This window comes from Mesobacillus stamsii (assembly GCF_030814065.1).
GTDB lineage: Bacteria > Bacillota > Bacilli > Bacillales > Cytobacillaceae > Mesobacillus > Mesobacillus stamsii.
In genome coordinates this window covers 105,812-131,343 of record NZ_JAUSUN010000009.1, presented here as the reverse complement: position 1 = coordinate 131,343, position 25,532 = coordinate 105,812, and the positions used below count along the sequence as shown (strand labels likewise).

Genomic DNA, 25,532 nt, shown 5'->3' with positions numbered 1-25,532 from the left:
ATAGGTAAGGTAATGACGTCCCAAGAATTCTCATTACACTTCATTTTTATGCACCGGCTGGATAATAAAATCTAGTGGAGAACGAACCTCATATGAGCCTTTTTGCTCAATGCCCTCATATATTCCAGGGATTTTACTGAAATCAAGGCCTTTGAAAAGATTTGCGAACGATTTTTGTTCACTAATATATACCCTTTTACGGTGTCTGTACTCCGGATTCTTCAAAAGTGCTGCCAGTGCCACCAGATCCTTCATATATATTTCCTTCGTACTGGCTTTAAAAACTGGGTTTTCAGTGAATGGAGGAATGCTTCCAACCAGCTCATCGAAATACCTTACATACAATACGTATAAAGTTTTTTCTCTTCCTTCTTCTACAAAGGTGACTTCGCTGCGGTTGAAAAAATCCTCTGAAGTGTTCGATTGTTCCTTTTCTAGCTCATAACCAACACATTGCTTTATAAGCATGGTTAACCTCCCGTCGGACATTCATTCTTACATCCTTATGTAGCAAGAATCGTATAAATGGCTGATCAGTTTGCACTTTCTGAATGATTATTTCGATTTTATCATAATTTCTAAACTTTGTGCACATACTATTCATCTATCTTCATTGTTTCCTGGATTTTCTCGAAAAACAGATCGGCATCCTCCTGCAAATCATCTTCTTCCATACTTTCTGGCAGAGGCGGAAGCTCGTTTATGTTTTTCAAACCGAAGTAATCGAGGAATTCCTTTGTTGTGCCATACAAAAAGGCACGTCCGGTTCCTTCTGCTCTTCCAATTTCCTTGATCAGGGCGCGGGAAGAAAGCGTATGAAGCGGCCTCTCGGTTTTCACTCCGCGAATTTCTTCAATTTCGGTGCGAGTAATCGGCTGTTTATAGGCAACAATCGCTAGAGTTTCTAGCGCTGCCTGGGATAAATGTGCGGTACCTGGTGATTCAACTAACTTTTTGAGATATTCAGCATGTTCTTTCTTTGTTGCAAGCTGATATACTCCTGCGAGTTGGACAATAGTAATACCGCGATGTTCATCCTGGTCATAGTCACGCTGCATTTCGGCAAGGATTGTATTGGCCTGGATTTCCTCGATCTCCAGCACAGAAGTAATTTGCTTTAGGCTTAAGCCTTCATCTCCAGCAGCAAACAACAGACTCTCCAGTATTCCCTTCCACTTTTCAATTTCCAATGCATTACTCCTTTCTGGCTGTCATATAAATTTCAGCAAAGTTTTGCTCCTGCTCCACATCGATTTCTCTTCGTTTGATCAACTCAAGGATTGCCAGGAAGGTAACGACAATATGCTCCCGATCGGGTTCAGGGAATAACTCATTGAATTTTTTCTTCGTTCCATTTTCTTTCAAAAATGCCAAAATCTCGATCATTCTTTTTTCAATCGTTATTTCCTGCCGCATGATCTTGGTGGACATCGGTCTTTGAAGCTTTTTCCTCCTTAATAGCTTTTGAAAAGCACTTAACATATCATACAAAGAGACCTCAAGATCGACGTTTTCGTTCCTGCTATCCTTAGCATACTCAGATAGATCACATGGAGGTTTCGTATACATGAGTCCTCTTTCCTCTTCAAGCGACTTTAACTCACTGGCAGCCTCTTTGAACTTTTTATATTCAATCAATTTCTCGACAAGCTCGTTTCGAGGATCTTCTTCCTCACCGAATTCAAATTCCTCGTCCAGTTCCTCTTCATGATTTGGAAGCAGCATTTTGCTTTTGATTGCTAAAAGCGTTGCTGCCATTACCAGATACTCACTCGCGACATCCAACTGCAATTCCTTCATCGCATGAATATACCTCATATATTGTTCTATGATTTCTGCTACCGGGATATCGTAAATATCAATTTCCAAAGTTTGGATCAAGTGCAGAAGTAAATCCAACGGACCTTCAAAGGCCTCTATTTTTACGTTATATTGCATCATTTCTCACCAATATCCCTAATTTGAACTGCCCATCATTTTATAAGTATAGTAGATTCACCACCTGTTATCCATCCTAAAGTTAGAGAAACTACAGGAAGAAATCCTCAAACGCCCAAACCATTTTCTTTGATGCTGCATACGCTAAAAATGTATAGTAGGCTATTTCACTATTAGGAGGTATTTTACATGTCTGAAGGTAAAGGCTATGGCTACGGAGCGGGATTTGCTTTAATTGTCGTGCTTTTCATATTGCTGATCATCGTCGGAGCAGCTTGGTTATAAGAAGAACAAAAAGCGCAAGCGCCTTTTGAACATCCCAGGGAACGTCCGGCAGTTGCCGGGCGTTTTCCTACCTTCATTGCTTTTTGATGCTACGAACAGGGAGAATTATGCTAAGCTATTGTTAATGATTGGGGGGATTTCATGACTAAGTATCCAGCATCCTATATACAATATCTCGTCCATTTCCATGGCGACAGGGATTACTTTGAATGCCATGAAATTTTGGAGGAATATTGGAAAGCTACAGACACCAACAATAAAAGATCGATCTGGGTTGCATTGATATTGCTGGCTGTATCCACTTATCACCATCGCCGGAAAAACTTTTCAGGGGCATTAAGAACTTTAAATAAGGCAATGGAAATTTTTTCTGCAGACAGGACGGCTATCCGCCTGTTAGGAATCGATCCTGAACGATTGAACGTAACTCTCGGGAAAAGAAAAAATAGGATACTCAACAAGATACCATATACTAGTTTCCAATTGCCGATAATTGACGCCGAACTGAAAAAACTTTGCCTTGAAGAATGCAAACAAAATGGCTTCACCTGGGGAAAAACTAGCGAAATGGACAATCTCGACTTGATCCACAGGCATTCAGCAAGGGATCGAAGCGAAATAATATCCGAACGAATAATGGCTTTAGAAGCAAGAAAGAACAGGTAATGTCTCTAAAAAAAGAAAAGGCAGGGATTTAGCATCCACTGCCTCCAATACTATGATCTTCCTTGCTGCATTTTTCAAAAAAAGATGCTGTTTCATCATTGGCGATTGTTGTCCATTCTGGGAACATCTCCTGCAAAGCATTGACCATGCGTCTTCCAATTCCTTGGTGTCGATGAGATGGGTTCACCGAAATGTGTTGAAGCTGCATCCTTTTATCCTCAGCGAAATGAACACCTAAAAGCCCGATGATGTCTTCGCCTTCCTTCCATAAGAACAGCTGCCACGACTCCTCTGTTTCATAATTCTTCATCGTCTGCTGCAATTTTTTTAAATCCTTCTCATTTGGCATGAAAGATAACAAGCCCATCGCAATCTTTTCAAATGCCTTTTTATAGCGAATTAACATACATATCCCTCATTGTGGTTTGACAGTAATAAATGATATCACTCTATTTTTTCCATTTTCCAACAGTTTTAAACCTTCGCCCCTCGTGGGCAAGCACTGTATATTCAAATGGTTTTTCCCATGTTGATATCATATGTTTTTCGGCATTTTTTGGTTCTTATCTAACTTGAACTGATATAATCATACATAATCTGTGCCGATACTTCAAATTTTTTCTCACCTATTGCCCTGGCACAATAAAAAACCAGTAATAGGCTCCCCAGCCAATAGATAATAATAGAATCAACAGAAATAACAGCCAGTTATTTTTTTTCATCTAGAACCTCCAATCTGTTTCTTTCTAAAACAGCTAATGGAAAGCTAAAAAAGCTGCGAAATGCAGCTTTTTTAGCTTTTGACCTTTTCTTTAAGCGGAAGATCTAATTTTACCATATCCTCATATGTTTCGCGGCGGACAATAAGGGTCTCTTTTGAATCCTCGAGAAATACGACTGCAGGTCTTGGGATTCGGTTATAATTGTTTGACATGGAATAGCCATATGCTCCCGTACAAAAAACAGCTAAAACATCTTGACTACCAGACTTTGGAAGCGGAAGATCCCAGATGAGCATATCCCCTGATTCACAGCATTTTCCGGCAATGGAAACTGTCTCCTCAGGTTGGTCCAGCACTCTATTTGCAAGCACAGCCTCGTATTTGGCTTGATACAATGCCGGACGAATATTGTCACTCATTCCGCCATCGATCGCGACATACTTGCGAACATTCGGAATATCTTTGCTTGAGCCTATTCGGTAAAGGGTGGTTCCAGCATCTCCAACAAGGGAGCGTCCTGGCTCAATCCAGATTTCCGGCAGCTTCATTGAATAAAGGGAAGCCTGCTTTTTCACCTCGGCAATGATTTCTTCTACATATTGTGCTGCTGGAATCGGGTCATCTTCATCCGTATACCGGATCCCAAATCCACCGCCAAGATTTAAGACAGTGGATTCGAAAGACATATCTTTTTTCCATTGCTGCAACTTTTCGAAGATTTTTTGAGTAGCAAGAATGAATCCTGTTGTTTCAAATATTTGGGAACCTATATGGCAATGCAATCCAAGCACCTCCATCAGGTTTGCTTCAAGAGCAAGGCGCATCGCCTCGTCAGCCTGTCCATTCTGTAAATCAAAGCCGAATTTAGAATCTTCCTGGCCTGTTAAAATATAGTCGTGAGTATGTGCTTCTATTCCTGGTGTCACTCGTAATAAAATTTTGGTAGTCTTGTTCTTTTCCTTACAAACTTCCTTCAGCATCTCAAGCTCATAAAAATTGTCGACCACTATGCAGCCAATATTGTGCTCGATCGCCATGACCAGCTCTTCATAGCTTTTATTATTTCCATGAAAATGAATTTTCTCCATCGGAAATCCAGCTGTTAGCGCAGTATACAATTCCCCGCCTGAAACGACATCAAGAGAGAGATGTTCTTCTGCAGCCAATTGCACCATCGCCACTGTTGAAAAAGCTTTGCTCGCATATGCTACTTGTGCTGTTATGCCCGCATTCTCAAAAGTTCTTTTAAAAGCTCTTGCGCGATCTCTGATCAAAGCTACATCATAAATATAAAGCGGAGTTCCATATTTTTCAGCCAATTGAACTGTATCCACACCGCCAATCTCCAAATGTCCCAGTTTGTTCGTTTTTGCCGTTCCATGAAATTGCATTTTATCTCCTCATCTCATGCCGAAATTGATCCTAAACGCTTTTCATTCCTTTAGTACCAAAAAGACAGCTCAGTTGATGAACTGTCTATTTGTTTTTCCCTTTATTTCTTTCGTAAATTAAAAACACTTTATCATAATTAACGGCAACGCGCAATCGTCCAGTCAAGAGTTCGTAGGCTGTTTGTAGCGATTTCTCGCATGAACAATACTAGGACGGATTTTTGAGCCAGGAACGGCCCTTCTGATCATTATTTGCATAAAAGCCATTGGATGGAAAGGGATAAATGGCCACAAGTAAGGAGTGTTCAACGATTTTATATGGGCTAAAAATAAGAGCCAAACTGTTGTGCCTATCATAAAACCTGGAACATGGAATATGGCTGTGACGATCAGCAGGAATACTCGTCCTATCTTGTTCGCAACACTCAGTTCATAACTAGGTGTGGCATAAGTACCTATTGAAGCTACAGCTACATAAAGGATTACTTCGGGTACAAACATACCGACATCAATGGCAATCTGTCCAATCAGGACGGCAGCGATTAAACCCATTGCTGTAGAAAGTGGTGTCGGCGTATGGATGGCAGCCATTCTCAGAAATTCAATGCCGATATCCGCCATCATGATCTGCAGGAAGACTGGTATATTGGAATCTTCATTAGGTCCAATGAAAGATATTTCTTTTGGCAGCAAGTCAGGATTCTGGACGAATAGATACCATAATGGCAAAAGGAGAATCGAGAGAAGGACGCCCAGGAATCTCACCCATCGTACCATTGTACCGACTGCCGGTGATTGTCGGTACTCTTCGGCATGTTGAAGATGATGAAAATAAGTTGTTGGCGTGATGATGACACTTGGGGAAGTGTCGACATAAATAAGAATATGTCCTTCGAGCAAATGGGTAGCGGCGACATCGGCTCTTTCTGTATACCTGACGAGCGGATAAGGATTATAGCCTTGCTTTACAAGGAATTCTTCAATTGTTTTATCAGCCATCGTAATCCCATCGATTTTAATCGTATTTAGTTCTTTTTTAATCGCATCAATCATTCCCGGATTGGCAATATCTTTAATATATCCCAAGGCAACATCCGCCTTAGACCTTTCGCCAATCTTCATCATCTCGAAACGAAGGTTTTCATCTCTGATCCTTCGTCGGGTTAACGCCGTATTAACGATGATATTTTCAACAAAACCATCACGCGACCCGCGAACTACCTTTTCTGTATCTGGTTCTTGTGGCTGTCTACCCGGATAACTTCTGACATCCACGACCAATCCGGTTGCTTCCCCTTCAACGATAATTACAATAAGACCGGTAAGGACCTGATCGACGAGTTCATCCATTGTTTTGATTTTTTCAACAGATTGATTGGTAATTCTGTTTTCAACTATTGCCTGTAAATGGGAAGAAAGCCTCTCATTGTCATTAATATCCACTAACTCTTCAAGCATTTGTACAATAAAGTTAGTATCACACAATCCGTTAACATAGTATAAGTGAACATTCCTTTTTAAAATCTTCAACTTCCGGACACCCAGATCAAAGCTAGTCCCGAGTCCAACCCTTTCTTTCATATATCGTTCAGCTTCGTCCAACGAAAGCGGGATTGGGTGCTTGTCATTTTTCTTTGGCATAGAATCCGCTCCTTTCTAGGATGATTTCCACTGCTTTCTTTGTGATAGGGGAACCTATTTTATAATGATCACGCCTGGCCATTTTGCCGATATCGCCTATGCCGATGATCAAAGGGACTGTGAGCTTGTCCAGACAATAGACTGTATCTCCATTAATCCTGCCCATTTCCAATTCCGGAAGTCCATGTTTATCGACCCCAAAGGGAGTGAGTTCCCCATCCCGATCGATGCAGAAATCCACTCGGCTCCATTCCTCCATATGTGTTTTCGAGGCTACTGCGAGAACACCGAGCACCTGGATGTCCTCATGCTCTGCTACATATTTAAGCGCCTTTTCTCCTGCTCCTTCTCCGAGATAGCCGCTATCATCAAACATGACCAGTACTGGGTCCTTGACGGCTTTTTTGATTAACTTTACGAGGTGAGGGCCAGAAAGGACGGATGGATTTCCTTGTGACAGAGAGATGCATCGTCCGTCAATATCGGCAGCTACTTGCTCAACAGCTCGCCGTGCATAATCATCACCATCTGTAATGAGAATAACCTTCCTTTTTTCGGCCATTATTTGCCGTCCTTTCTCGTACCTCTTTTTTTATCGTCCAACAAAGTATATCCAGTGAAACAATGAACCGAATACTTTCCCGAGCACAATAGCCATTAACAGCGTCTCGAGCTTATCATCGACACGAACCCTTTTTGCGAGAATCGGCAGCACGTTCAGTACCTCTGTTAACGCAGCGGCCATCATCCCGACAAATATGCCCCCAGTAAGTCCAAGCGGGATGGTAACATAAGGAGATAAGTGTAATTCAGGGTCCCTTAAACTACCTGCTGTTCCTAGCAAGGCACCAAAAACTACGGCCCATTCATACCAGGCGATCAGCTTCATCGTCTTTGTCAACTGCGTTAGCCTTGGAATTACTCCAAGAACGGATAAGAAAGCAACAAAACCCGCGCCAACTGCAAGCCCGCTAGCAAGACCAATCATGATAATGAACAAGATGTTAATCGTCATCAATATGTTTCACACTTTCCTTGTTTTCATACAAAATGACATATTGATCAAGCGATTGCTGATAATTAAACATTTCAACCTCGAGCGGACTTGGCTCTTCATTGAGGCGCTTTTTAAAAACATGGTTAAAAAACAGAATCATGCCAACACCAATGCCGATGGAATAAGGAATTTGGAATAATAGCGGCTTCTCGACTTCTTTCCCCGTCATGATAAAATAGAGCCTCTTATGCACCGTTTGCATGCTGACATCTTCGTGGAAATTCATGATCGTTAAGGCTGCTCCGAAAAATAGCAAAATCCAAACCAGGATGAAAAACGGGATCGACATCCCTTTCTTCTTGTAAATCACTTCAATAATTGTTTGGGCGGGCCCAATAGCTTGAACTTCATAATCTGGATAGATTGCTGTAATGAAATGAATGACCTTCATGACATCAATAATATGGATATGATCCTTAGGCGAGACCCTTTTTACTTCAAGCACTGTAAGGTCTTGATAGATAGTTTCGCTGGCTATGATCTGAGCAATATCCTTTAATAAAAGGATTTCCTCTGGCTTGACCTGCACACGATTCCGCATGCGGATATAAATCGTTTTTTCCATCAGAATCACTTCCAACACATTGATTTCCTCGTATATTTAGTATGTATTGCCGGGCGCTTTTCATGATGTCCAATAATTGGTTAAGCTGGGGTGCTTGATAGATCGGGGATTTTTATTTTAGTTGAGGCATTTGCCTGGATTGTTGGTGATACTTTTTCCGAAATATGGTTTTTCGGTGTACCAATTGGGGTTATTGGTGACTCACTTTTCCAGTTACTAGTGTTTCGGTGCTCCAATCGGGGTATTGGTGTACTGTTTTCCCAGTTACTGGTGTTTTAGTGATCCAATCAGCTCTATTGGTGTACTGTTTTCCCAGTTACTGGTGTTTTAGTGCTCCAATCGGGGTTATTGGTGACTCGAATTACCAGTTATTGGTGTTTTAATGCACCAATTGCCTTTATTGGTGTACTGTTTTCCCAGTTACTGGTGTTTTAGTGCACCAATCGCCTTTATTGGTGTACTGTTTTCCCAGTTACTGGTGTTTTAGTGCTCCAATCAGCTCTATTGGTGTACTGTTTTCCCAGTTACTGGTGTTTCAGTGCTCCAATCGGGGTTATTGGTGACTCGAATTACCAGTTACTGGTGTTTTAGTGCTTCAATCAGCTCTATTGGTGTACTGTTTTCCCAGTTACTGGTGTTTCAAGGCACCAATCAGCTCTATTGGTGACCTCTTTTTCCAAATTACGGTGTTTTAGGTCACCAATCGGCTGCATTGGTGACCTCTTTCTCTAAGATTCTCTGTTTTTGGTCACCAATCCGTCCAAATCAAGGAAATTAAATGTGGATTACAGAAAAAACAAAAAGCCATATGGATTCAAAGATCCATACGGCCTTTCATTTGCTGCAGTATTTTTTTTTCGAGCCGTGAAACTTGGACTTGAGAGATACCTAGCCGGACTGCGACTTCTGACTGAGTTTGATCTTTATAATACCGCAAATATACAATTAGCTTTTCCCGTTCTTCCAGTTCGTTTATAGCCTCTTTTAACGCAATTTTATCGAACCAGCGGCCTTCTTCCCCATTATCGATCTGGTCGAGCAGAGTAATGGGATCGCCGTCATTTTCATAGACAGTTTCATGGATGGAAGCGGGACTTCGGCTTGCCTCCTGGGCCATGACTACATCTTCTGGTGATAATTCGAGATAATCGGCGATTTCATTAACGGTAGGAACCCTGCCAAATGTTTTGGAAAGCTCGTCTTTTGCCTTCCTGATTTTATTGCCGGTCTCTTTAAGCGACCTGCTTACCTTTACGGACCCGTCATCTCTGATGAAACGCTGAATTTCACCAATGATCATTGGAACTGCATAGGTTGAAAATTTTACGTCGTACGACAGGTCAAATTTATCAACTGACTTTAAGAGGCCAATACTGCCAATTTGAAACAGATCATCTGGCTCATACCCTCTGTTGAGAAAACGCTGGACGACGGACCAGACGAGTCGCATGTTCTTCTGGACAATCAAATCCCTTGCAGCCTGGTCTCCTTGCTGGCTTCTCAAAATCAGTTCCTTGACTTCGTTGTCCTTAAGATAGGTTTGGCTATTGTCTTTTTTTACCTCCACATCCATCGGCAAAACTCCCTTAATTGCACAGTGCTTTGCTCTTTGACAGGTGCTTTTTCAAACGAATCTCTGTCCCAAAGCCGGGCTCTGATCTCACTTGTACTTCATCCATAAAATTTTCCATTATCGTAAAGCCCATACCTGACCGTTCCAGCTCTGGCTTTGATGTATAAAGTGGCTGCATGGCTTCATCGATATCGGTAATTCCTATTCCTTCATCTTTTATCAGCATTTCGATCGAACTATCCTTGAGTAATACAGAAATAAATACCTTTCCGTCTGGATCACTCTCATATCCATGGATGATCGCATTTGTTACCGCTTCAGATACGACTGTCTTGATTTCTGTCAATTCGTCCATTGTCGGATCCAGCTGCGCAATGAAGGCCGCGACGGTTACGCGGGCAAAGGATTCGTTTTGACTTAACGCACTAAAATACAAATTCATTTCATTCTTCATGGATCATGCAACCCCCAATCTCTCTAATGCAAATTCTTCCGTCGGATCAAGACGGATGATCTTGAATAAACCCGACATATCAAATAACCGTTTGATTGGCGGCGAGATTGCGCAAACAACCATTTCTCCATGAAGCTGTTTAATTTGTTTATATCTTCCCAAGATTACACCCAGTCCCGAACTATCCATAAAGGTGAGATGTTCGAGGTTCATGACAATATGGCGGATTCCTTCGTTCTCAATGGCTTTTGTTGCCTGCTCGCGAAGCTCGTCTGCGGTGTGATGATCCAATTCACCACTAATCCGAATTAGTAAGACATCCTGCTTCACTTTCATATCAATGTTAAGACTCACTATCCAAAGCCTCCTTATCTGGTATAGTGAGTCAATTTCTCCATTGATTCAGTCAATTCCTTCTTCCGAACAAAACTAGTGGCCATTCGCTAAAACTAGTTGGAATATTAGCCTTTTCGACACTGCCATTATTTTTCGCTTCCCGCCCTGGTGAACATTCCGAATGAACGCTTATACAGGGTCCACCAGCTTGCTTCTTTTACTTTGGTATCCGCTACAAGCGAGGTTTCCGCTACGGTTTCACCATTTTTCACAAGCTTCAAGGTTCCAACTTTGTCACCTTTTTCGACAGGAGCTTTCAGACTTTTGTTCAGTGTGATCTGCTGTTTGACGTCCTTAATGTCAGCTCCTTTTTTGGTAAGAAGGGATACACTCTCAGATGTGACCGCGTTAACTGTCTTTTTGTCCCCTTTGCTAATTACCGCTTTCCCTAGCGGGTGATCTTTCTTGAACATTGGATGTGTTTGATACTGGCTGAATGCATAGTCGAGCATTTTGGTCACTTGGGCATTCCTTGCCTTGGAGGTCGGGGCTCCGAACACGACTGCAATCGCACGCATGCCATCCTTTTGTGCGGTTGCTGTCAGACAATATTTCGCTTCATTAGTGAAGCCGGTTTTCAAGCCATCCACCCCCGGGTAAAAACGAACAAGCTTATTGGTGTTGACCAGCCAAAATTTCTTATCTGTATCCTCACGAAGATAATCTTCATACGCACCAGTATACTTGGTGATTTTTTCGTACTTTAGCAGTTCTTTTGCCATCATCGCCATATCATAGGAAGAGCTATAGTGGCCATCAACAGGCAAACCCGTTGTATTTTTAAAAAAAGTATCTTTCAAGCCAAGTTCCTTGACCTTCTCATTCATCATTTTCACGAATGCCTCTTCCGTCCCCCCGATGCGCTCAGCCATCGCGACCGCGGCATCGTTTCCTGAACCGATGGCGATCCCTTTTAGCAATTGCTCCACTGTCATTTCTTCTCCTGGTTCCAGGAAGATTTGTGAGCCTCCCATGGAAGCAGCGTATTCGCTTGCCCGGACTTTTTCGTCCATTTTCAGTCTTCCTTCATCCAGTGCTTCCATGATTAATAGCATTGTCATGATTTTTGTCATGCTGGCTGGCGGTAGCTTTTCATGACTATTCTTATCAAACAAGACTTGTCCGGTATCACGCTCAATTAAAATAGCGGAACTAGCATTGTTCGCCAGTCCTTGGTCTCCTTCATTCGCATATCCTTTTGGGGATATAAACGCAATGCCGATCATAAAAACAAGCAGGAAACTCGTAAGCTTTTTCAAATTCATGGCCATAACCCTCCTATCTTTATATGGTCTATTTTTATCCAAGCCATCCTCTTTTATACAAGCTTGGAAGATAAAACCCGAAATTTTTGCATAGAAAAAAGCGGAGAGTTTCCTCTCCGCTTTTTTACTCTGTTATTTCCTCATGAACAAGAATTGGTGGCGCTACATATCCGCTTGTGATTTTTATGCTTTCATACAGCTTTTCTTTGACTTGTTTCACCTCTTCACTGTTGCTGTAGATGGTGAGAAGGGATTCTCCTTTTTCTACCTTGTCGCCAATTTTCTTTTTTAGCACAAGCCCTACTGCCAGATCAATTACCGATTCCTTCGTTGCCCTTCCTGCTCCAAGAAGCATGGCAGCAGTTCCTACTTCATCAGCGACAATTTCGGATACATAGCCTGCCGCTTTGGCTTCCAGTTCAAACTGATACTTTGCCTGCGGCAGTTTTTCCGGTTGGTCGACGACAGATGCATCCCCACCCTGCGATGCCAGGAATACTTTGAAGGTTTCAAGCGCTGTACCATTTCTGATAACTTCTTCCAGCTTGCTTCGTGCGTCTTCAAGAGACTCAGCCTTTCCAGCAAGGTAAACCATATGGCTTCCAAGCGTAAGGCAAAGCTCTGTTAAATCTTTAGGTCCCTCGCCCTTCATTGTATCGATTGCTTCTTTTACCTCCAGCGCATTCCCGATGGCAAAACCAAGCGGCTGACTCATATCAGAAATGACAGCCATCGTCCTACGGCCAACATTGTTTCCGATATTAACCATTGCTTTTGCCAGTTCACGTGAATCGTCCAGGGTTTTCATGAACGCGCCTGCTCCAGTCTTAACATCAAGAACAATCGCATCAGCTCCTGCGGCGATTTTCTTGCTCATAATGGAGCTTGCAATCAACGGGATGCTGTCGACTGTCGCAGTTACATCACGCAATGAATAAAGCTTTTTATCAGCAGGCGTAAGATTGCCGCTTTGTCCGATGATCGCAATCTTATTTTGATTAACAAGATGGATGAATTCTTCATTGTCTATTTCGACATGAAATCCTTGCACTGCTTCCAGCTTATCAATGGTCCCGCCTGTATGTCCGAGCCCTCTCCCTGACATTTTGGCAACCGGCACACCTAATGCTGCAACCAATGGACCTAGTACAAGCGTCGTTGTATCACCAACTCCACCTGTAGAGTGCTTATCGACTTTCACTCCTTCGATGGCAGAAAGATCAATCTGATCTCCCGACTTCACCATTGCCATCGTCAAGTCTGCTCGTTCTTTTTCGGTCATTCCTTGAAAGAAAATCGCCATCGTCAACGCGCTTACCTGATAGTCAGGAATACTGCCGTCTGTATAGCCGTCAATGAAAAATTGGATTTCTTCCGTTGATAATGCAAGTCCGTTCCGTTTTTTTTCGATTACATCGACCATTCTCATCTTTATCACCACTTATCATCATTTGCCGGAGAAATGTATTATTTTTGCCCGACTGTTTTTATAATTTCATGTACAAGCAACAGGAAGCTAGTCTTCACTTTTTCCGTTGTTTCCATTACTTCATCATGGCTTAATGGCTGATCAAGGATGCCTGCTGCCATATTTGAAATACAAGAAATCCCCAGTACTTCCAGTCCCGAATGATTTGCGACAATGACTTCCGGAACGGTAGACATTCCAACGGCGTCCCCGCCAAGCGTCCGAATCATTCTTACTTCAGCAGGTGTTTCATAGACAGGTCCAGGGTTACCAAAATATACGCCTTCTTTGATTGGAAGATTATTCTTCCGAGCAACTTCTTTTGCAACAGCTTGTAAATTTTTAGAGTAGGCTTCGCTCATATCCGGAAAGCGTACGCCAAATCGTAAATCATTCGGTCCGATCAACGGGTTTGTGCCCATATTGTTGATATGATCAGTAATAATCATCAAATCCCCTGGTTCGAAGGATTCATTCACTCCTCCAGCTGCGTTCGTAACAAGAAGCTTCTCCATCCCCAGTTCTTTCATGACACGCACTGGAAAAGTAATCTTTTCCATGCTGTAGCCTTCATAATAATGGAAGCGGCCCTGCATCGCAATGACTTCCATTCCGCCAAGCTGCCCACAAACTAATTGTCCTGCATGGCCTTCCACAGTTGAAACTGGAAAACCCGGGATTTCGCTGTAAGGAATCTTGACTGGGTTCAAAATGTCATCAGCCAAAACTCCAAGACCTGACCCGAGAATCAATCCAATACTAGGCTGCTGAGTTATTTTATCATTGATATAAGATGCTGCTGTTTGAATTTGACGATAGTCCATCCATTTTCCTCCTTAGTTCAATTCCTTCAGGAAGCTAGTGCCGTGCTCTGGCAATTTTACATGAAAGTTTTCTGCAATAGTTGCGCCAATGTCTGCAAATGTCTTACGGATCGGCAGTTCTTTTCCTACTTGCATCCCCTTTGAATAAACGAGGAGTGGCACATATTCGCGTGTGTGGTCCGTTCCGTGGTGAACAGGGTCATTCCCATGATCTGCGGTAATGATGAGCAGGTCATCTTCGGTTAATTTTTCAAATACTTCTGGCAGTCGTGCATCGTATTCTTCCAGCGCTTTCCCGTATCCTAGAGGGTCGCGCCGATGCCCGAACAGTGCATCGAAATCAACGAGGTTCAGGAAACTCAGTCCAGTGAAATCCTTGTCCAAAGTCTGGATCAGCTTATCCATTCCATCCATATTCGACACGGTACGCAGAGAGTCTGTTACCCCTTCCCCATCATAAATATCAGCTATTTTCCCAATGGCCAGCACGTCAAAGCCAGCGTCCTTTAATTCATTCATGACCGTTCTGCCAAACGGTTTAAGCGCGTAGTCATGTCGGTTGGAAGTACGTTTGAAATCACCTGGCTGGCCGAGGAAGGGTCTTGCGATGACTCTGCCGACCATATATTTTTCATCAAGTGTCAGTTCCCTGGCGATCTTGCAAATATCATACAACTCTTTGATCGGAACGATTTGTTCGTGAGCAGCAATCTGCAATACGGAGTCTGCTGACGTATAGACAATCAAAGCGCCTGTTTTCATATGTTCCTCGCCAAGTTCAACAAGAATTTCCGTCCCGCTTGCCGGCTTGTTGCCGATGATCTTTCTTTCAGTACGAGATTCCAGTTCAGCAATTAATTGCTCAGGAAATCCATCGGGAAAAACCTGAAAAGGGGTTTGAATGTTCAGACCCATGATCTCCCAGTGTCCTGTCATCGTATCTTTGCCGTTTGACGCCTCTTGCATCTTTGTATAGTACGCCATTGGTTTGGTAGCACGGCTGATCCCTTTGATCTCTTCGATATTGCTAAGTCCGAGCTTGCCCATATTCGGCATGTTCAGTCCGTTCATTTTTTCACCTATATGTCCAAGTGTGTGGGAACCTTTGTCACCGAACTTTTCAGCGTCCGGTGCCTCTCCAATCCCAACTGAATCCATCACAATTAAAAACACTCTTTTGTATGTATTTGACATCCTTTCTCCTCCTTACAAAGTAGGAATGGGTTCTTGCAGTTTTATATTACCCTTCTTTACTCTTGATAACCGTTTACATTTGTCGGAAGTCTGACATCTTGATTATACTAAAAATCCAGTAAAAAAAACAAGTTAAAAAGCACCCAAAAAAGAGGAGTCGTACCAGCATGTCAGTGAAGTGTATCTGTGACTCCTTACTCACTCTTCGGATAAAAGCCAAACTCAAATTCAACCCATCACCCTAGGCACGAGGATGGAATTTCGTATATACATCCTTCAATCTCATCTTTGTTACATGAGTATAGATTTGCGTCGTTGAAATATCAGCATGTCCCAACATTTCCTGGACTGCGCGAAGGTCTGCACCATTTTCAAGCAGATGAGTTGCAAAGGAATGCCGCAGCGTATGCGGTGTCAATTCTTTCTCGATCCCTGCTTCAGCTGTCAGCCGCTTGAGGATTTTCCAGAACCCTTGTCGTGTCAATCCTTTTCCATGATGGTTTAAGAATAAAGCGTCTTCCTTATATGTCTTCGCTTTCAGTTTTGGTCTTCCTTTTTCGAGATATTCTTCGATCGCATCCGAGGCTGTCTTTCCGATTGGAATAATTCTTTCCTTGCTCCCTTTGCCCATGCAACGGACAAATCCCATCGTCAGGTGCACATCGGACAATTGTAGTCCGATCAGTTCACTGACACGCATTCCCGTAGCGTACATCATCTCGAGCATTGCTTTGTCTCGATAGCCGAACGGGCCGGTAAGTTTCGGGCTTTCAAGCAGCGTCTCGACCTCCTCCATACTCAGCACATTAGGCAAAGAGCGTTCATGCTGGGGACTTTCGATATGGACAGTCGGATCATGGTCAACTGCCTTTTCCCGCAGGAGGAAATGATGGAAAGCCCGGATGGAAGCAATATGCCTGGCCAGCGTCTTCGAGGATTTACCACTGTCTTTTAAAAATTTAAGGAAATGAACAATCTGTGGTCGCTGAACTCCATTCAAATCTCCAAGCTGTTCCACGTTGTTCAAATAATGAATATAACTATTCAAATCGCGTTTATAGGCTATAATTGTATTTTTTGCTAGTCCCTTTTCAACAACGAGAAAATGGATAAAGTCATCCAACCTGTCTTCCATTTCTATTACTCTCCATTCAGATAAAACAGTTTCAGCCTATCAAGCATGCTTGTTTCATTTTTATTTAACGTGCCCGATACTTTGATCGCTGCTCCTTCCGGTGTGTCATACCGGTGATAACTTTCATATTCTTCGTTCACCCACATGATACCATAATAAAATAGAATCGTGCATCCAGTAAACAAAATGAATACTTTTAATGTATGCATAACCAATTCAAACCATGATTTCATTTTCTTGCCCCCATACTTGTTTTAACAGAGATATTCTCTGTTCATATGACTTATTTATTAATCTGTATGTCAATTTGGACAAGAATTATACCTGATAAATAAAAAACCCTTTCTCCATTGGAAAAAAGGGCGTTGAATTTATTCTGTTTCTGCCGTATTTTTCTCTTGGCATCTATAACAAATGCCATGGAAAGTCAAGCGGTGGTCTTTAATCTTAAAGTTCCAGTCTCGTTCCACAATTTCTTCTACGTCTTCCAGAAGATCATCCTGAATTTCATCTACAGCTCCGCACTCAATGCAGACAAGGTGATGATGGAAATGGGCGGCGCCTTCCTGGCGGAGATCATATCGGGACACACCATCCCCGAAATTGATTTTATCTACAATTTTCAGTTCAGTTAGCAGTTCAAGTGTTCGATATACTGTCGCCAGTCCGATTTCAGGAGATTTCTCTTTGACAAGCAAATAAACATCTTCCGCACTCAAGTGGTCTTCTTCATGTTCAAGCAATACGCGAACGGTAGACTCGCGTTGCGGCGTTAATTTATAGCTGGACGAATGCAGCTGTTTCTTGATTCTCTCGATTCTGTTTTCCATTTCGATAGTTCTCACTCCCCCGCCACTGTTCTTTTATTATATCAGAACGGAAAGGAGATTCAAAATAAAATAATTACAATGAAGAAACAATAACTATTGTCATTTAATATTCATTTTAATTCAATGAATTGATAACTGCCTTCAATGCTGCCGGAGATAAATATGCCTCGATTGCTGCTGCCATCGCCAGAAAGACGAGTGCTGCTAGAAAGGAAAAGATATACCTAAAAAAGGAAGGCATGATCGGCTGGCTGATTTTTTTCATGAATTGATTCTTGATCATTTTTAAAGAAAATGTCACTGCCATCGCTGCAGTAATAATAAAAACCGGGATAATGATGAAGTTTTGCGGGAGGATCGATACAAAAGACAGCAAGAAACCGTCCCACTGCATTTGATTTACGAGAAATCCGACGGTAAAACCAACCACCATCCCTTTCATAAATAAAAGGACCAGGATAACTGGCAGGCCAATGATCGAAACTCCTAAAATCCATATTAGGCCAATGAACTTGCCATTATGCATAAAGCTTTGTAAAAATAAATCCCTTCCATCCGCTACTTTACCGGAAGCAGCCTGTCCAAAAAACTGGGAAAGATAATAGAATAAATCTTCCTTTTGCGTGAAACTAAGACTATTCACAATCACTGCCCCAAAGATGACCCCCATCAGAAAAAGGACAATGACAAAAAGATAAATAGAGGAATATTCTCGTAAATGATTTACTGCGACGTCCTGGTACCTTCGTTTCTTCATCTCTTTTCCTCCTGCATATTGATTACTACCATCATATGCAGTTACCGAGGAAGAAGAACTAAATAAAATCTGTGTACTATTTTCAAGTGACTATTTATTTACCCAATTTCTCTTGCAGTTGCAAGTATTGAACGGCATATGCTGTTTTTGCATCATAAATTTTTTGTTCCGTTATCAGCTGCGCCGCTTCTTCCAGACTCACTTCCATCAAATTGACAAATTCGTCCTCGTCGGCTGCTGCTGGATTGTCTTTTTTCACGAGCCCAGTTGCCTTATAGATATGAATAATTTCATCGGCGAAGCCTGGAGAGGTATAGAAGGAAATCAGCCAATCCATGCTGGCACATTCATAACCAGTTTCTTCTTCCAGCTCTCGGGCAGCACATATCTCGGGTTTTTCACCAGCCTCTAGCTTGCCGGCCGGTATTTCGATAATCGTCCTTTCAAGAGCCTTTCTGTATTGTTCGACCATGACAATTTTATTGTCAGCAGTAACCGGAATCACAGCCACCGCCCCTGGATGCTTGACGATTTCGCGTTGAGATGTTTTCCCGTTCGGCAATTCTACCTCATCTACCTGTAGGCTAATGACTTTTCCTGTAAAGATTTTTTTTGTTTTCAATGTTTTTTCTTCAAGAGATTTCATTCGAGTTCCCCCCTGTTCTAATCCAATATCAAACGCTCATACAATTTTACCATACTTATTTGAGAGGAGTATGGCAATGAAAGTGTACGTGCACGGTCAAGGGATCACGATTGCTGGAAAAGCGTGGGAAATTAAAGCGATTTTAAAAGAGTACGGCAAACAGCATGTCCTGGTGAAAGACTGGCTGAAAACAGTTCATCAGCCAGTGGGCCGTTCTGATTAGTTGAATTCACACCTCCCCTTCCGATAAAATGGAGGTATTATTCATACAACGGAGGGATGGAATGGAAAAACGGCAATTAGGCTCATCTGGATTATTTGTTAGTGAAATCGGGCTTGGCTGCATGTCACTTGGTACAAATTCCGCCAAGGCACAGGCTGTGGTTGAAGCTGCCCTCGAGGAAGGGATCAATTATTTTGACACCGCCGATTTATACGACTTTGGAGAAAATGAAAAGATCGTCGGACAGGCACTTCGGACTGTCAGAGACCAGGTTGTCATTGCCACTAAAGCCGGAAATCGCTGGACCGAGACAAGGGACAGCTGGACATGGGATCCCTCAAAAAAACATATCAAAGAGGCAGTCAAACAAAGCCTGAAAAGATTGAATACCGATTATATCGATCTCTATCAGCTTCACGGAGGAACGCTTGAGGATCCAATTGACGAAACAATTGAGGCTTTCGAAGAGTTAACAGCTGAAGGCTTTATAAAGCATTATGGTATTTCCTCCATCAGACCGAATGTCATTCGTGCGTATGCCCAAAATTCCAATATTGTCTCCGTCATGATGCAATACAGCATGCTTGACAGACGTCCGGAAGAAGAAGTGCTCCCTTTTCTTGATGAAAAAGGGATCAGCGTTGTTACCCGAGGAACGGTAGCGAAAGGGATGCTGAGCGACAGGCTGTTGGAAAAGGTGCCCTCCAACGGGTATCTTGATTATAGCTATGGTGAATTAACGAAAATATTGCCGCTACTGAAAGAAAAACTGGCTTCTTCCCATACTCTTACAGAAGCAGCGATTCAATATAATCTAGCAGATCCGGCTATTGCCTCGATTGTCGTCGGGGCAAGCAGCCCAGAGCAAATAAAAGAAACTGCGCGGGCGGCAAGCGCCAATCCACTTTCTGCGGAAGAAATTCATTTGATTAAAACGCTCACGAAAGCCAATTCTTATGATCAGCATCGATAGTCAGCAAGTTGGGGACATATTCGCCGAGTATGTCCTTTTTTGCCTTAGCGTTTCTCACTGGCTAAGACAGCATCAGCAGAATGGTATAAGCTCCCATTCCAGCCGCGAACGCCCAAAAATTGCTTTCCCGCTCCTCAGGAAGCTCCTCCTTCATGACATTCAAAATGATTCCACCTGCGAGTAAAGCAAATAAAACCGCAATGATGTTTTCATTGACCTCCACCATGATTCCGATGGCCCATCCAGCGATGATCGCTCCCGCCAGCAGCCATCTACCGATTCTGTCGTAAACCTCCTTATGTATCTCCCTGAGAGAATGGTCACTTGTGATGAAGTGGACGCCAAGGGCGAAGAAGTACAAAAGCAGGCCTTTGATGGATCCCTGTTCTCCATGCAGCAATAGATAGCCGATCAACCCGTTGTAAAGGAAAAAGGACGTTATATGAATCCAGAACACGCCTGTTGATGCGTGGTTTAAATTATTCTCTTTCTGCTGCTTTTTCTTTGATCTTTTTGCCATGCGCTCCATTCCGTAAAAAAAGGCCAACCCAAGCATTGCAACAATATAGGTATGGTTTTCAAAGAACTTGAGCGCTTCTGTTTGAATATTACGATCGAGGATCTCGATATGTTTATTTAATTCAGGGAGCAGATGGATGAAAACATATGCCACGGAAATGCCACCGGCAGCTGAGAGCAACTTGCTTCTTGGTACATTCCCAAGAAACGGCAAATATCTGGAAAATAGATGAATGGCAACGAAGCCTGCTGCCAGTAAAAAAGTTGTGAAGACCACAAAACCTTCCCCTTTGCTATTTTTACTTAATTTGCCCCATAGCATCGGAAGCAAAACATGCTTCAGAATGGCCTCCAGCGTTTCGCTTTTTCCTCGAGCTCCATAATCGTTGGAGCTTTGGTCTCCATATATGATTCGATATCATTTTTATGTTTCCGGGCTGCCTCTTCCTTTACGCGCGCATATTCTCCCGCTTCTTTTGAATGAAACCTTAAATAGTCACGGAAAACAAGATGCCTGTATATCTGATCGCTGCCTTTTTCGAACGCGTGCAGATGCACTTTCCGAATACCGTTCTCATCGACTTTTTGGAAATACCGCCTCTCCTGAATTCCGTTTTCTCCCATGGCAGCGTATCCAGCAGCTTCAAGCGCCGGTGTTGCTTCTTCTACTAATTCGAGGCTATTTGCAGCCAGCATGATGTCGATAATTGGCTTTGCGCTTAAACCTGGGACAGATGTACTGCCGATATGGTAGATCTCTGCCCCATTCCAGTTAAAAATTTCGCCAATTAGCTGCTTCTCCTGTTCAAAAAGTGCTGGCCATTCGGTACGATATGCCACCACTTCTACTCTTCGTTTTGTCATTTAAACTTATTCCAATCCATGTCGCTTTCAGACAGAAGTTCTTCAAACGATTTGTTTTTCTCTTTTTGACGCTTTTCTTCCTTCTTTCGCTGCAATTCAGCCTGCTTCTGCTTTTCTTCCTCTTCCTTTAGCTGCAGTTGCTGGGCTTTTAGTTTCTGCATGATATCCTGGTTCAGCAGGTCCCCTAATGTTGCCGGTTTTTCGTCTTTTTTAACTGGCTGCTGGCGTTTTTGTTTTTTCTTCACTTATGGATCCCTCGGTTCTATGCATTTTAAAGTTTGGCTCCTTTGCAAAGCCGTTTAGTTAAAAGATTATACCATCTATAAAGAAGGAACGCCCAATTTAAAGGCGTTCCTGGTGGTCAATATGCGTCCAGTTTTACCGCGTCATCCACCTGCAGTTCTGGTTGCGTTGATTGAATTACCTCTTCGACTGTGTAGCCTGTTGCTACTTCAACGAGCTTCAGACCGAATGGCGTCACGTCGATCACCGCCATGTCGGTGATGATTCTGTTTACCACATTTTTCCCTGTCAGTGGCAGACTGCATTCCTTGAGGATTTTCGCTTCCCCGTTCTTGTTTACATGCTCCATGATGACGATGATTTTCCGCGCACCGTGGACTAGATCCATTGCGCCTCCCATTCCTTTGATCATCTTCCCTGGAATCATCCAGTTTGCAAGATCACCAGCTTCAGAGACTTCCATGCCACCAAGGATGGCGATATTGATATGCCCTCCGCGAATCATTGCAAAAGATTCAGCAGAGTCAAAATAAGCTGATCCCGGAATGGCGGTGACCGTTTCCTTTCCGGCATTGATCAGATCAGGATCAACGTTTTCTTCTGTTGGGTAAGGTCCGATTCCCAGCAGTCCGTTTTCCGACTGGAGAACGACCTGTTTATCTTCAGAAAGGAAGTTTGCTACAAGTGTTGGCATCCCAATCCCAAGGTTTACGTAAAAGCCGTTCTCGATTTCTTTTTCCGCCCGGCGCGCGATTTTTTCCCGGACATTCCCTTTGTTCTTAATCATATTCCTTCCCCTTTCATGGTCAGCCAGAGTTAACTTCTCACTGTAAGCCTTTCAATCCTCTTCTCCTGATTGCCCTCAATCAGTGTCTGAACGTAAATGCTTGGAGTATGGATACTGTTTGGTTCCAATTCGCCCACTTCATAAAGATTCTCTACTTCGGCAATCGTGACCCTTCCGGCTGCTGCAATCATCGGATTGAAGTTCCTTGCCGTTTTATGGTATACAAGATTGCCCATTTTATCGCCCTTCCACGCTCTGACTATACTGAAGTCTGCTGTCAGTGATTCTTCAAGAAGATACTCCTTGCCATTGAACATGCGGGTTTCTTTTCCATCGGCGATTGGCGTTCCTACACCCGCCGGCGTGTAGAAAGCCGGAATACCGGCACCACCGGCCCTAATTTTCTCCGCAAGCGTGCCCTGTGGAATCAATTCAACCTCGATTTCGCCAGAGAGTACTTGACGCTCGAATTCTTTGTTTTCGCCCACATAGGAACCTACCATTTTTTTGATCTGCTTATTTTTAAGCAGCAGGCCAAGCCCCCAATCGTCGACGCCGCAGTTATTCGAAATGACGGTCAAGTCTTTTACACCTTTTTCAACGAGCGCGAGGATTGCGTTTTCAGGAATCCCGCAGAGACCGAAACCGCCAACCATTAAGGTTGCTCCATCATGGATATCCGCTACGGCGTCTTGAAAGGATGTGCAAATTCTTTTCATCGTTTTTCCCCCTTTGATTATGTTCGCACCGCACTTTCCTTACTTCTATATATTTACTTCTATTGCTTTTCAAAAAATCCCTTTTATTTTATCAAAATTTTATTTATTCTTGCATTTTTAAAAATATTCTATTTACAATAAAGGTATCTTAAGAGGAGAGGATAACGAATGCTCTCACTTCCCAAAAAGGGAGAGATTTTGGAAGCAGTTATTTTAAGCTTTTTTGAAGTTTCATTTTTCATGGTAAAATAGATAGGGAACTTTAGTTTTCGGAGGGATTAGCTTGAAAAAGGCGTTTCGTGTTTTATTTTCACTTTTACTGATATTTGCCTCCTTTGGCATATTCATTTCAAATAAAGTCATGTTTTTAAAAAGGAGGGAGGAGGAGGAAATTGTTCACCAGGAAGCGGAGGCTGGCCATCTGATTCCTGGCGAGTATGAGTCCCTTCCAAAAACGGAAGTGACCATCCCTTCATCCTTTGGCTATGAGGTGAAGGCTATCCTGGTAGAACCCCATGACACGAATCATTATATTATAATTTCCCACGGTGTGACCCAGAGCAAAATGAATTCTATAAAATATATGAATCTCTTTCTGAACAGGGGCTTTAATGCGGTTATTTACGACCATCGCCGCCACGGGGAATCCGGTGGGAAAACAACAAGCTATGGATATTATGAAAAATTCGATCTTCAATCGGTGGTACATTGGCTAAGAAAAGAAAAAGGTTCGGATCTCCTGCTTGGCATCCATGGGGAATCCATGGGCGCTGCGACCTTGCTTCTGTACGCAGGGATGCTTGAGGATGGTGCTGATTTCTATATTGCGGATTGCCCGTTTTCCGACTTCAGCGAACAGCTCGCTTATCGAATCAAGGAAGAAGTCAAACTATTCCCGCCAAAACTTTTGCTTCCGGTAGCCAATCTGTTTATCCGTATTCGCGATAAATATTCCTTAAGTGAGGTATCTCCGATTGCAGTTATCGAAAATATTAAGAATCCGATCCTGTTTATCCACAGCCGCATGGACGATTTCATTCTGCCATCCATGACCGAGGCTCTGTTTAAACAGAAAAAAGGACCAAAGAAGCTGTTCATGGCTGAAAACGGCCTTCACGCCCAATCATACAGCCAAAATCAGGAGCAATACGAAAAAGTAGTCGATGAATTTCTTGAGGAATACGTGTTTTAACGGTGATGATATTGCTGCTGCGGACAGCATGCTATTAGAAAAGGGTACCTGGAGCCGCCCTTTACCCCTTTTCTCCTGGCGATCGATTTCTTTTCCTTCTGCATTCAATTATCATTTTTTGTAAACGTTTGTTTTATCATAAAAACTCATTCTTGGATTTAGATACTCATTCGGGCTTTTCAATTGGAAGCATCCGTTGGTCTTATGAAAGTCCAGCGTCATTTCCTCAGCAAAAAATACTTCCTTCGCTTTTTCGATATAAATGGAGATATTTCCTGTTTCTATTGAGTGCTCTTCCGCTTCTTTTTCCCTTTCAAACCAGAGAGCAGCCACACCATTCACTGCACAACCGCAGCCGTCTATATCGTATTTCAATTTCACATAACCTTGTTTGCCTGCGATTTGTTCACTCAGTTTATTTGATGCTGCTTCGGTGATTTTCAATTTCACGATTGCACTTCCTTTCCGAGATTTCATTTTACCATACAGATCCCTTTTTTACGTTCCCAGCTCTATGTGAAAATGTCTTGCAATTTTCCTATTTAACTTTTACTATCAAAGATAATTCTGACAACCTGAAAGGAGTGCTTTTTTTGTCAAAAGTTACAATTAAGGTCAATGATAATGGATCTTTACGGATTTCCGGCGATGTAGAGCTGCTGGATGGAGCCGGCAATAAGTATGAGACAAAGCCCGTGTTCTCGCTTTGCCGCTGTGGTATGAGCAAAAATATGCCGTTTTGCGACGCTTCCCATAAAGGGAAATTTGAGTCGTCCGTGCGCGCGCCGCAAGCGGAAGACACGGAATAATCCATTCTGGGGAATGATAGCCATTGTCCCTTTTTGTTGCGGACAATGGCTACCATTCGACTGCAAGCCTGACATCCGCAATTGCTGAGATTTCAATAAGATGAATTTCCTCAAACCGATCGATAATATGGAGTTTCTCCCCAAGCTCGTTCCAGTAATGGACTTTCCCGATCACCAATTCATACTTGCTGTGGCGGAAATAAGAAATGCTGACGAGCCTGTTGTACTCCATCGCCTCAAGGATTGTTTCATTCAATTGCTCAAGCTGCTGTTCATCCAGTTGTTTCTCTTTTTCGTATTGATCTTCCTGTGCCCAGTCACGGAGCATTTTTACATGTTCAGGAAGCATCATAGATGTCCACTTGATTCTTCCGCGGTCACGAATCAACTTTTCTC

34 protein-coding genes are annotated in these 25,532 nt (G+C 42.8%); 6 read left to right on the top strand and 28 right to left on the bottom strand.

Annotated features, from left to right (window positions below):
• Positions 1-33: 33 nt before the first annotated feature.
• From J2S25_RS09805 to J2S25_RS09795, 3 genes are all read right to left on the bottom strand, one after another.
• Complete coding sequence (locus J2S25_RS09805; RefSeq protein ID WP_044394371.1) at positions 34-468, bottom strand: hypothetical protein; 435 nt, start codon at positions 466-468, stop codon at positions 34-36.
• A gap of 128 nt (positions 469-596) precedes the next feature.
• On the bottom strand, positions 597-1,190 hold the full coding sequence (scpB, locus tag J2S25_RS09800; RefSeq protein WP_044394370.1) for an SMC-Scp complex subunit ScpB: 594 nt from the start codon (positions 1,188-1,190) through the stop codon (positions 597-599).
• A gap of 4 nt (positions 1,191-1,194) precedes the next feature.
• Positions 1,195-1,938, bottom strand: coding sequence for a segregation/condensation protein A (locus J2S25_RS09795; protein ID WP_044394369.1), 744 nt, complete (start codon positions 1,936-1,938; stop codon positions 1,195-1,197).
• Between the two features lie 189 nt (positions 1,939-2,127).
• Between J2S25_RS09795 and J2S25_RS09790 the strand changes: the two genes are divergently transcribed.
• Both J2S25_RS09790 and J2S25_RS09785 read left to right on the top strand, forming a co-directional pair.
• Positions 2,128-2,223: a YjcZ family sporulation protein gene (locus J2S25_RS09790; protein ID WP_084221836.1), complete on the top strand. Its 96-nt coding sequence runs from the start codon at positions 2,128-2,130 to the stop codon at positions 2,221-2,223.
• 141 nt (positions 2,224-2,364) lie between these two features.
• Complete coding sequence (locus J2S25_RS09785; protein WP_044394368.1) at positions 2,365-2,889, top strand: DUF309 domain-containing protein; 525 nt, start codon at positions 2,365-2,367, stop codon at positions 2,887-2,889.
• A 28-nt stretch (positions 2,890-2,917) separates the two neighbouring features.
• On the opposite strand, the gene J2S25_RS09780 is transcribed toward J2S25_RS09785, so the two are convergent.
• The 18 genes from J2S25_RS09780 to J2S25_RS09695 all read right to left on the bottom strand — a co-directional run bounded on the left by J2S25_RS09780 (position 2,918) and on the right by J2S25_RS09695 (position 18,807).
• The gene (locus tag J2S25_RS09780) at positions 2,918-3,295 is read right to left on the bottom strand and encodes a GNAT family N-acetyltransferase (RefSeq protein WP_044394367.1); all 378 of its coding nucleotides are present in this window, start codon (positions 3,293-3,295) and stop codon (positions 2,918-2,920) included.
• 387 nt (positions 3,296-3,682) lie between these two features.
• Positions 3,683-5,002, bottom strand: a complete 1,320-nt coding sequence (gene lysA, locus J2S25_RS09775; RefSeq protein ID WP_044394365.1) for a diaminopimelate decarboxylase — start codon at positions 5,000-5,002, stop codon at positions 3,683-3,685.
• 162 nt (positions 5,003-5,164) lie between these two features.
• Positions 5,165-6,643, bottom strand: coding sequence for a spore germination protein (locus tag J2S25_RS09770; protein WP_044394364.1), 1,479 nt, complete (start codon positions 6,641-6,643; stop codon positions 5,165-5,167).
• Positions 6,627-7,205, bottom strand: a complete 579-nt coding sequence (gene spoVAEA / locus J2S25_RS09765; protein WP_044394363.1) for a stage V sporulation protein SpoVABEA — start codon at positions 7,203-7,205, stop codon at positions 6,627-6,629. Before spoVAEA ends, J2S25_RS09770 begins: the two co-directional genes overlap by 17 nt.
• A gap of 30 nt (positions 7,206-7,235) precedes the next feature.
• Entirely contained in the window at positions 7,236-7,658 is a 423-nt protein-coding gene (locus J2S25_RS09760; RefSeq protein ID WP_044394362.1) for a stage V sporulation protein AB, read from the bottom strand.
• Positions 7,648-8,265, bottom strand: coding sequence for a stage V sporulation protein AA (locus J2S25_RS09755; protein WP_044394386.1), 618 nt, complete (start codon positions 8,263-8,265; stop codon positions 7,648-7,650). Before J2S25_RS09755 ends, J2S25_RS09760 begins: the two co-directional genes overlap by 11 nt.
• A gap of 814 nt (positions 8,266-9,079) precedes the next feature.
• Entirely contained in the window at positions 9,080-9,838 is a 759-nt protein-coding gene (gene sigF, locus J2S25_RS09750; protein WP_044394361.1) for an RNA polymerase sporulation sigma factor SigF, read from the bottom strand.
• Positions 9,839-9,851: 13 nt separating this feature from the next.
• A complete protein-coding gene (gene spoIIAB / locus J2S25_RS09745; protein WP_044394359.1) occupies positions 9,852-10,292 on the bottom strand; it encodes an anti-sigma F factor in 441 nt (146 codons plus the stop codon).
• 3 nt (positions 10,293-10,295) lie between these two features.
• Positions 10,296-10,646 carry an anti-sigma F factor antagonist gene (gene spoIIAA / locus J2S25_RS09740; RefSeq protein WP_044394358.1) on the bottom strand — a complete coding sequence of 117 codons (351 nt, stop codon included), beginning with the start codon at positions 10,644-10,646 and terminating at the stop codon, positions 10,296-10,298.
• 128 nt (positions 10,647-10,774) lie between these two features.
• Positions 10,775-11,947 carry a D-alanyl-D-alanine carboxypeptidase family protein gene (locus J2S25_RS09735; RefSeq protein ID WP_044394385.1) on the bottom strand — a complete coding sequence of 391 codons (1,173 nt, stop codon included), beginning with the start codon at positions 11,945-11,947 and terminating at the stop codon, positions 10,775-10,777.
• A gap of 130 nt (positions 11,948-12,077) precedes the next feature.
• Entirely contained in the window at positions 12,078-13,382 is a 1,305-nt protein-coding gene (locus J2S25_RS09730; protein ID WP_307191773.1) for a pyrimidine-nucleoside phosphorylase, read from the bottom strand.
• Between the two features lie 38 nt (positions 13,383-13,420).
• Entirely contained in the window at positions 13,421-14,245 is an 825-nt protein-coding gene (locus tag J2S25_RS09725) for a purine-nucleoside phosphorylase (RefSeq protein WP_044394356.1), read from the bottom strand.
• A gap of 12 nt (positions 14,246-14,257) precedes the next feature.
• On the bottom strand, positions 14,258-15,439 hold the full coding sequence (deoB, locus tag J2S25_RS09720) for a phosphopentomutase (protein ID WP_307191772.1): 1,182 nt from the start codon (positions 15,437-15,439) through the stop codon (positions 14,258-14,260).
• A gap of 241 nt (positions 15,440-15,680) precedes the next feature.
• The gene (xerD, locus tag J2S25_RS09715) at positions 15,681-16,574 is read right to left on the bottom strand and encodes a site-specific tyrosine recombinase XerD (protein WP_044394354.1); all 894 of its coding nucleotides are present in this window, start codon (positions 16,572-16,574) and stop codon (positions 15,681-15,683) included.
• A gap of 5 nt (positions 16,575-16,579) precedes the next feature.
• Positions 16,580-16,807, bottom strand: coding sequence for a YqzK family protein (locus J2S25_RS09710; protein ID WP_044394353.1), 228 nt, complete (start codon positions 16,805-16,807; stop codon positions 16,580-16,582).
• 138 nt (positions 16,808-16,945) lie between these two features.
• The gene (gene fur / locus J2S25_RS09705) at positions 16,946-17,404 is read right to left on the bottom strand and encodes a ferric iron uptake transcriptional regulator (protein ID WP_044394352.1); all 459 of its coding nucleotides are present in this window, start codon (positions 17,402-17,404) and stop codon (positions 16,946-16,948) included.
• Between the two features lie 115 nt (positions 17,405-17,519).
• The gene (gene spoIIM, locus J2S25_RS09700) at positions 17,520-18,161 is read right to left on the bottom strand and encodes a stage II sporulation protein M (RefSeq protein ID WP_044394351.1); all 642 of its coding nucleotides are present in this window, start codon (positions 18,159-18,161) and stop codon (positions 17,520-17,522) included.
• A 94-nt stretch (positions 18,162-18,255) separates the two neighbouring features.
• Positions 18,256-18,807, bottom strand: a complete 552-nt coding sequence (locus tag J2S25_RS09695; RefSeq protein WP_044394350.1) for an NUDIX hydrolase — start codon at positions 18,805-18,807, stop codon at positions 18,256-18,258.
• Positions 18,808-18,883: 76 nt separating this feature from the next.
• Between J2S25_RS09695 and mciZ the strand changes: the two genes are divergently transcribed.
• Both mciZ and J2S25_RS09685 read left to right on the top strand, forming a co-directional pair.
• Positions 18,884-19,030 (top strand): Z-ring formation inhibitor MciZ, encoded by a 147-nt coding sequence (gene mciZ, locus J2S25_RS09690; RefSeq protein WP_084221835.1) that lies wholly within the window; start codon positions 18,884-18,886, stop codon positions 19,028-19,030.
• Between the two features lie 61 nt (positions 19,031-19,091).
• The gene (locus tag J2S25_RS09685; protein WP_044394349.1) at positions 19,092-20,003 is read left to right on the top strand and encodes an aldo/keto reductase; all 912 of its coding nucleotides are present in this window, start codon (positions 19,092-19,094) and stop codon (positions 20,001-20,003) included.
• A 61-nt stretch (positions 20,004-20,064) separates the two neighbouring features.
• Here the strand turns inward: J2S25_RS09685 and J2S25_RS09680 are convergent, their stop codons facing one another.
• The 5 genes from J2S25_RS09680 to J2S25_RS09660 form a co-directional block, all read right to left on the bottom strand.
• Entirely contained in the window at positions 20,065-20,799 is a 735-nt protein-coding gene (locus J2S25_RS09680; protein ID WP_198528199.1) for a hypothetical protein, read from the bottom strand.
• Between the two features lie 62 nt (positions 20,800-20,861).
• Positions 20,862-21,386 carry a GrpB family protein gene (locus J2S25_RS09675; protein ID WP_044394347.1) on the bottom strand — a complete coding sequence of 175 codons (525 nt, stop codon included), beginning with the start codon at positions 21,384-21,386 and terminating at the stop codon, positions 20,862-20,864.
• Positions 21,383-21,631 (bottom strand): YqkE family protein, encoded by a 249-nt coding sequence (locus J2S25_RS09670; protein WP_044394346.1) that lies wholly within the window; start codon positions 21,629-21,631, stop codon positions 21,383-21,385. Before J2S25_RS09670 ends, J2S25_RS09675 begins: the two co-directional genes overlap by 4 nt.
• Before the next feature lie 116 nt (positions 21,632-21,747).
• Entirely contained in the window at positions 21,748-22,416 is a 669-nt protein-coding gene (locus J2S25_RS09665; RefSeq protein ID WP_044394344.1) for a CoA transferase subunit B, read from the bottom strand.
• A gap of 29 nt (positions 22,417-22,445) precedes the next feature.
• Complete coding sequence (locus J2S25_RS09660) at positions 22,446-23,135, bottom strand: CoA transferase subunit A (protein ID WP_044394384.1); 690 nt, start codon at positions 23,133-23,135, stop codon at positions 22,446-22,448.
• Between the two features lie 283 nt (positions 23,136-23,418).
• On the opposite strand from J2S25_RS09660, the gene J2S25_RS09655 reads away from it, so the two are divergent.
• Positions 23,419-24,327 (top strand): alpha/beta hydrolase, encoded by a 909-nt coding sequence (locus J2S25_RS09655; protein ID WP_044390381.1) that lies wholly within the window; start codon positions 23,419-23,421, stop codon positions 24,325-24,327.
• Between the two features lie 111 nt (positions 24,328-24,438).
• Here J2S25_RS09655 and J2S25_RS09650 read toward each other — a convergent pair whose 3' ends face one another.
• On the bottom strand, positions 24,439-24,777 hold the full coding sequence (locus J2S25_RS09650; RefSeq protein ID WP_044390379.1) for an iron-sulfur cluster biosynthesis family protein: 339 nt from the start codon (positions 24,775-24,777) through the stop codon (positions 24,439-24,441).
• Positions 24,778-24,911: 134 nt separating this feature from the next.
• On the opposite strand from J2S25_RS09650, the gene J2S25_RS09645 reads away from it, so the two are divergent.
• Positions 24,912-25,136, top strand: coding sequence for a CDGSH iron-sulfur domain-containing protein (locus J2S25_RS09645; protein WP_431305953.1), 225 nt, complete (start codon positions 24,912-24,914; stop codon positions 25,134-25,136).
• 49 nt (positions 25,137-25,185) lie between these two features.
• Here the strand turns inward: J2S25_RS09645 and J2S25_RS09640 are convergent, their stop codons facing one another.
• Positions 25,186-25,524 (bottom strand): YolD-like family protein, encoded by a 339-nt coding sequence (locus tag J2S25_RS09640; protein WP_044390376.1) that lies wholly within the window; start codon positions 25,522-25,524, stop codon positions 25,186-25,188.
• Positions 25,525-25,532 lie beyond the last annotated feature (8 nt).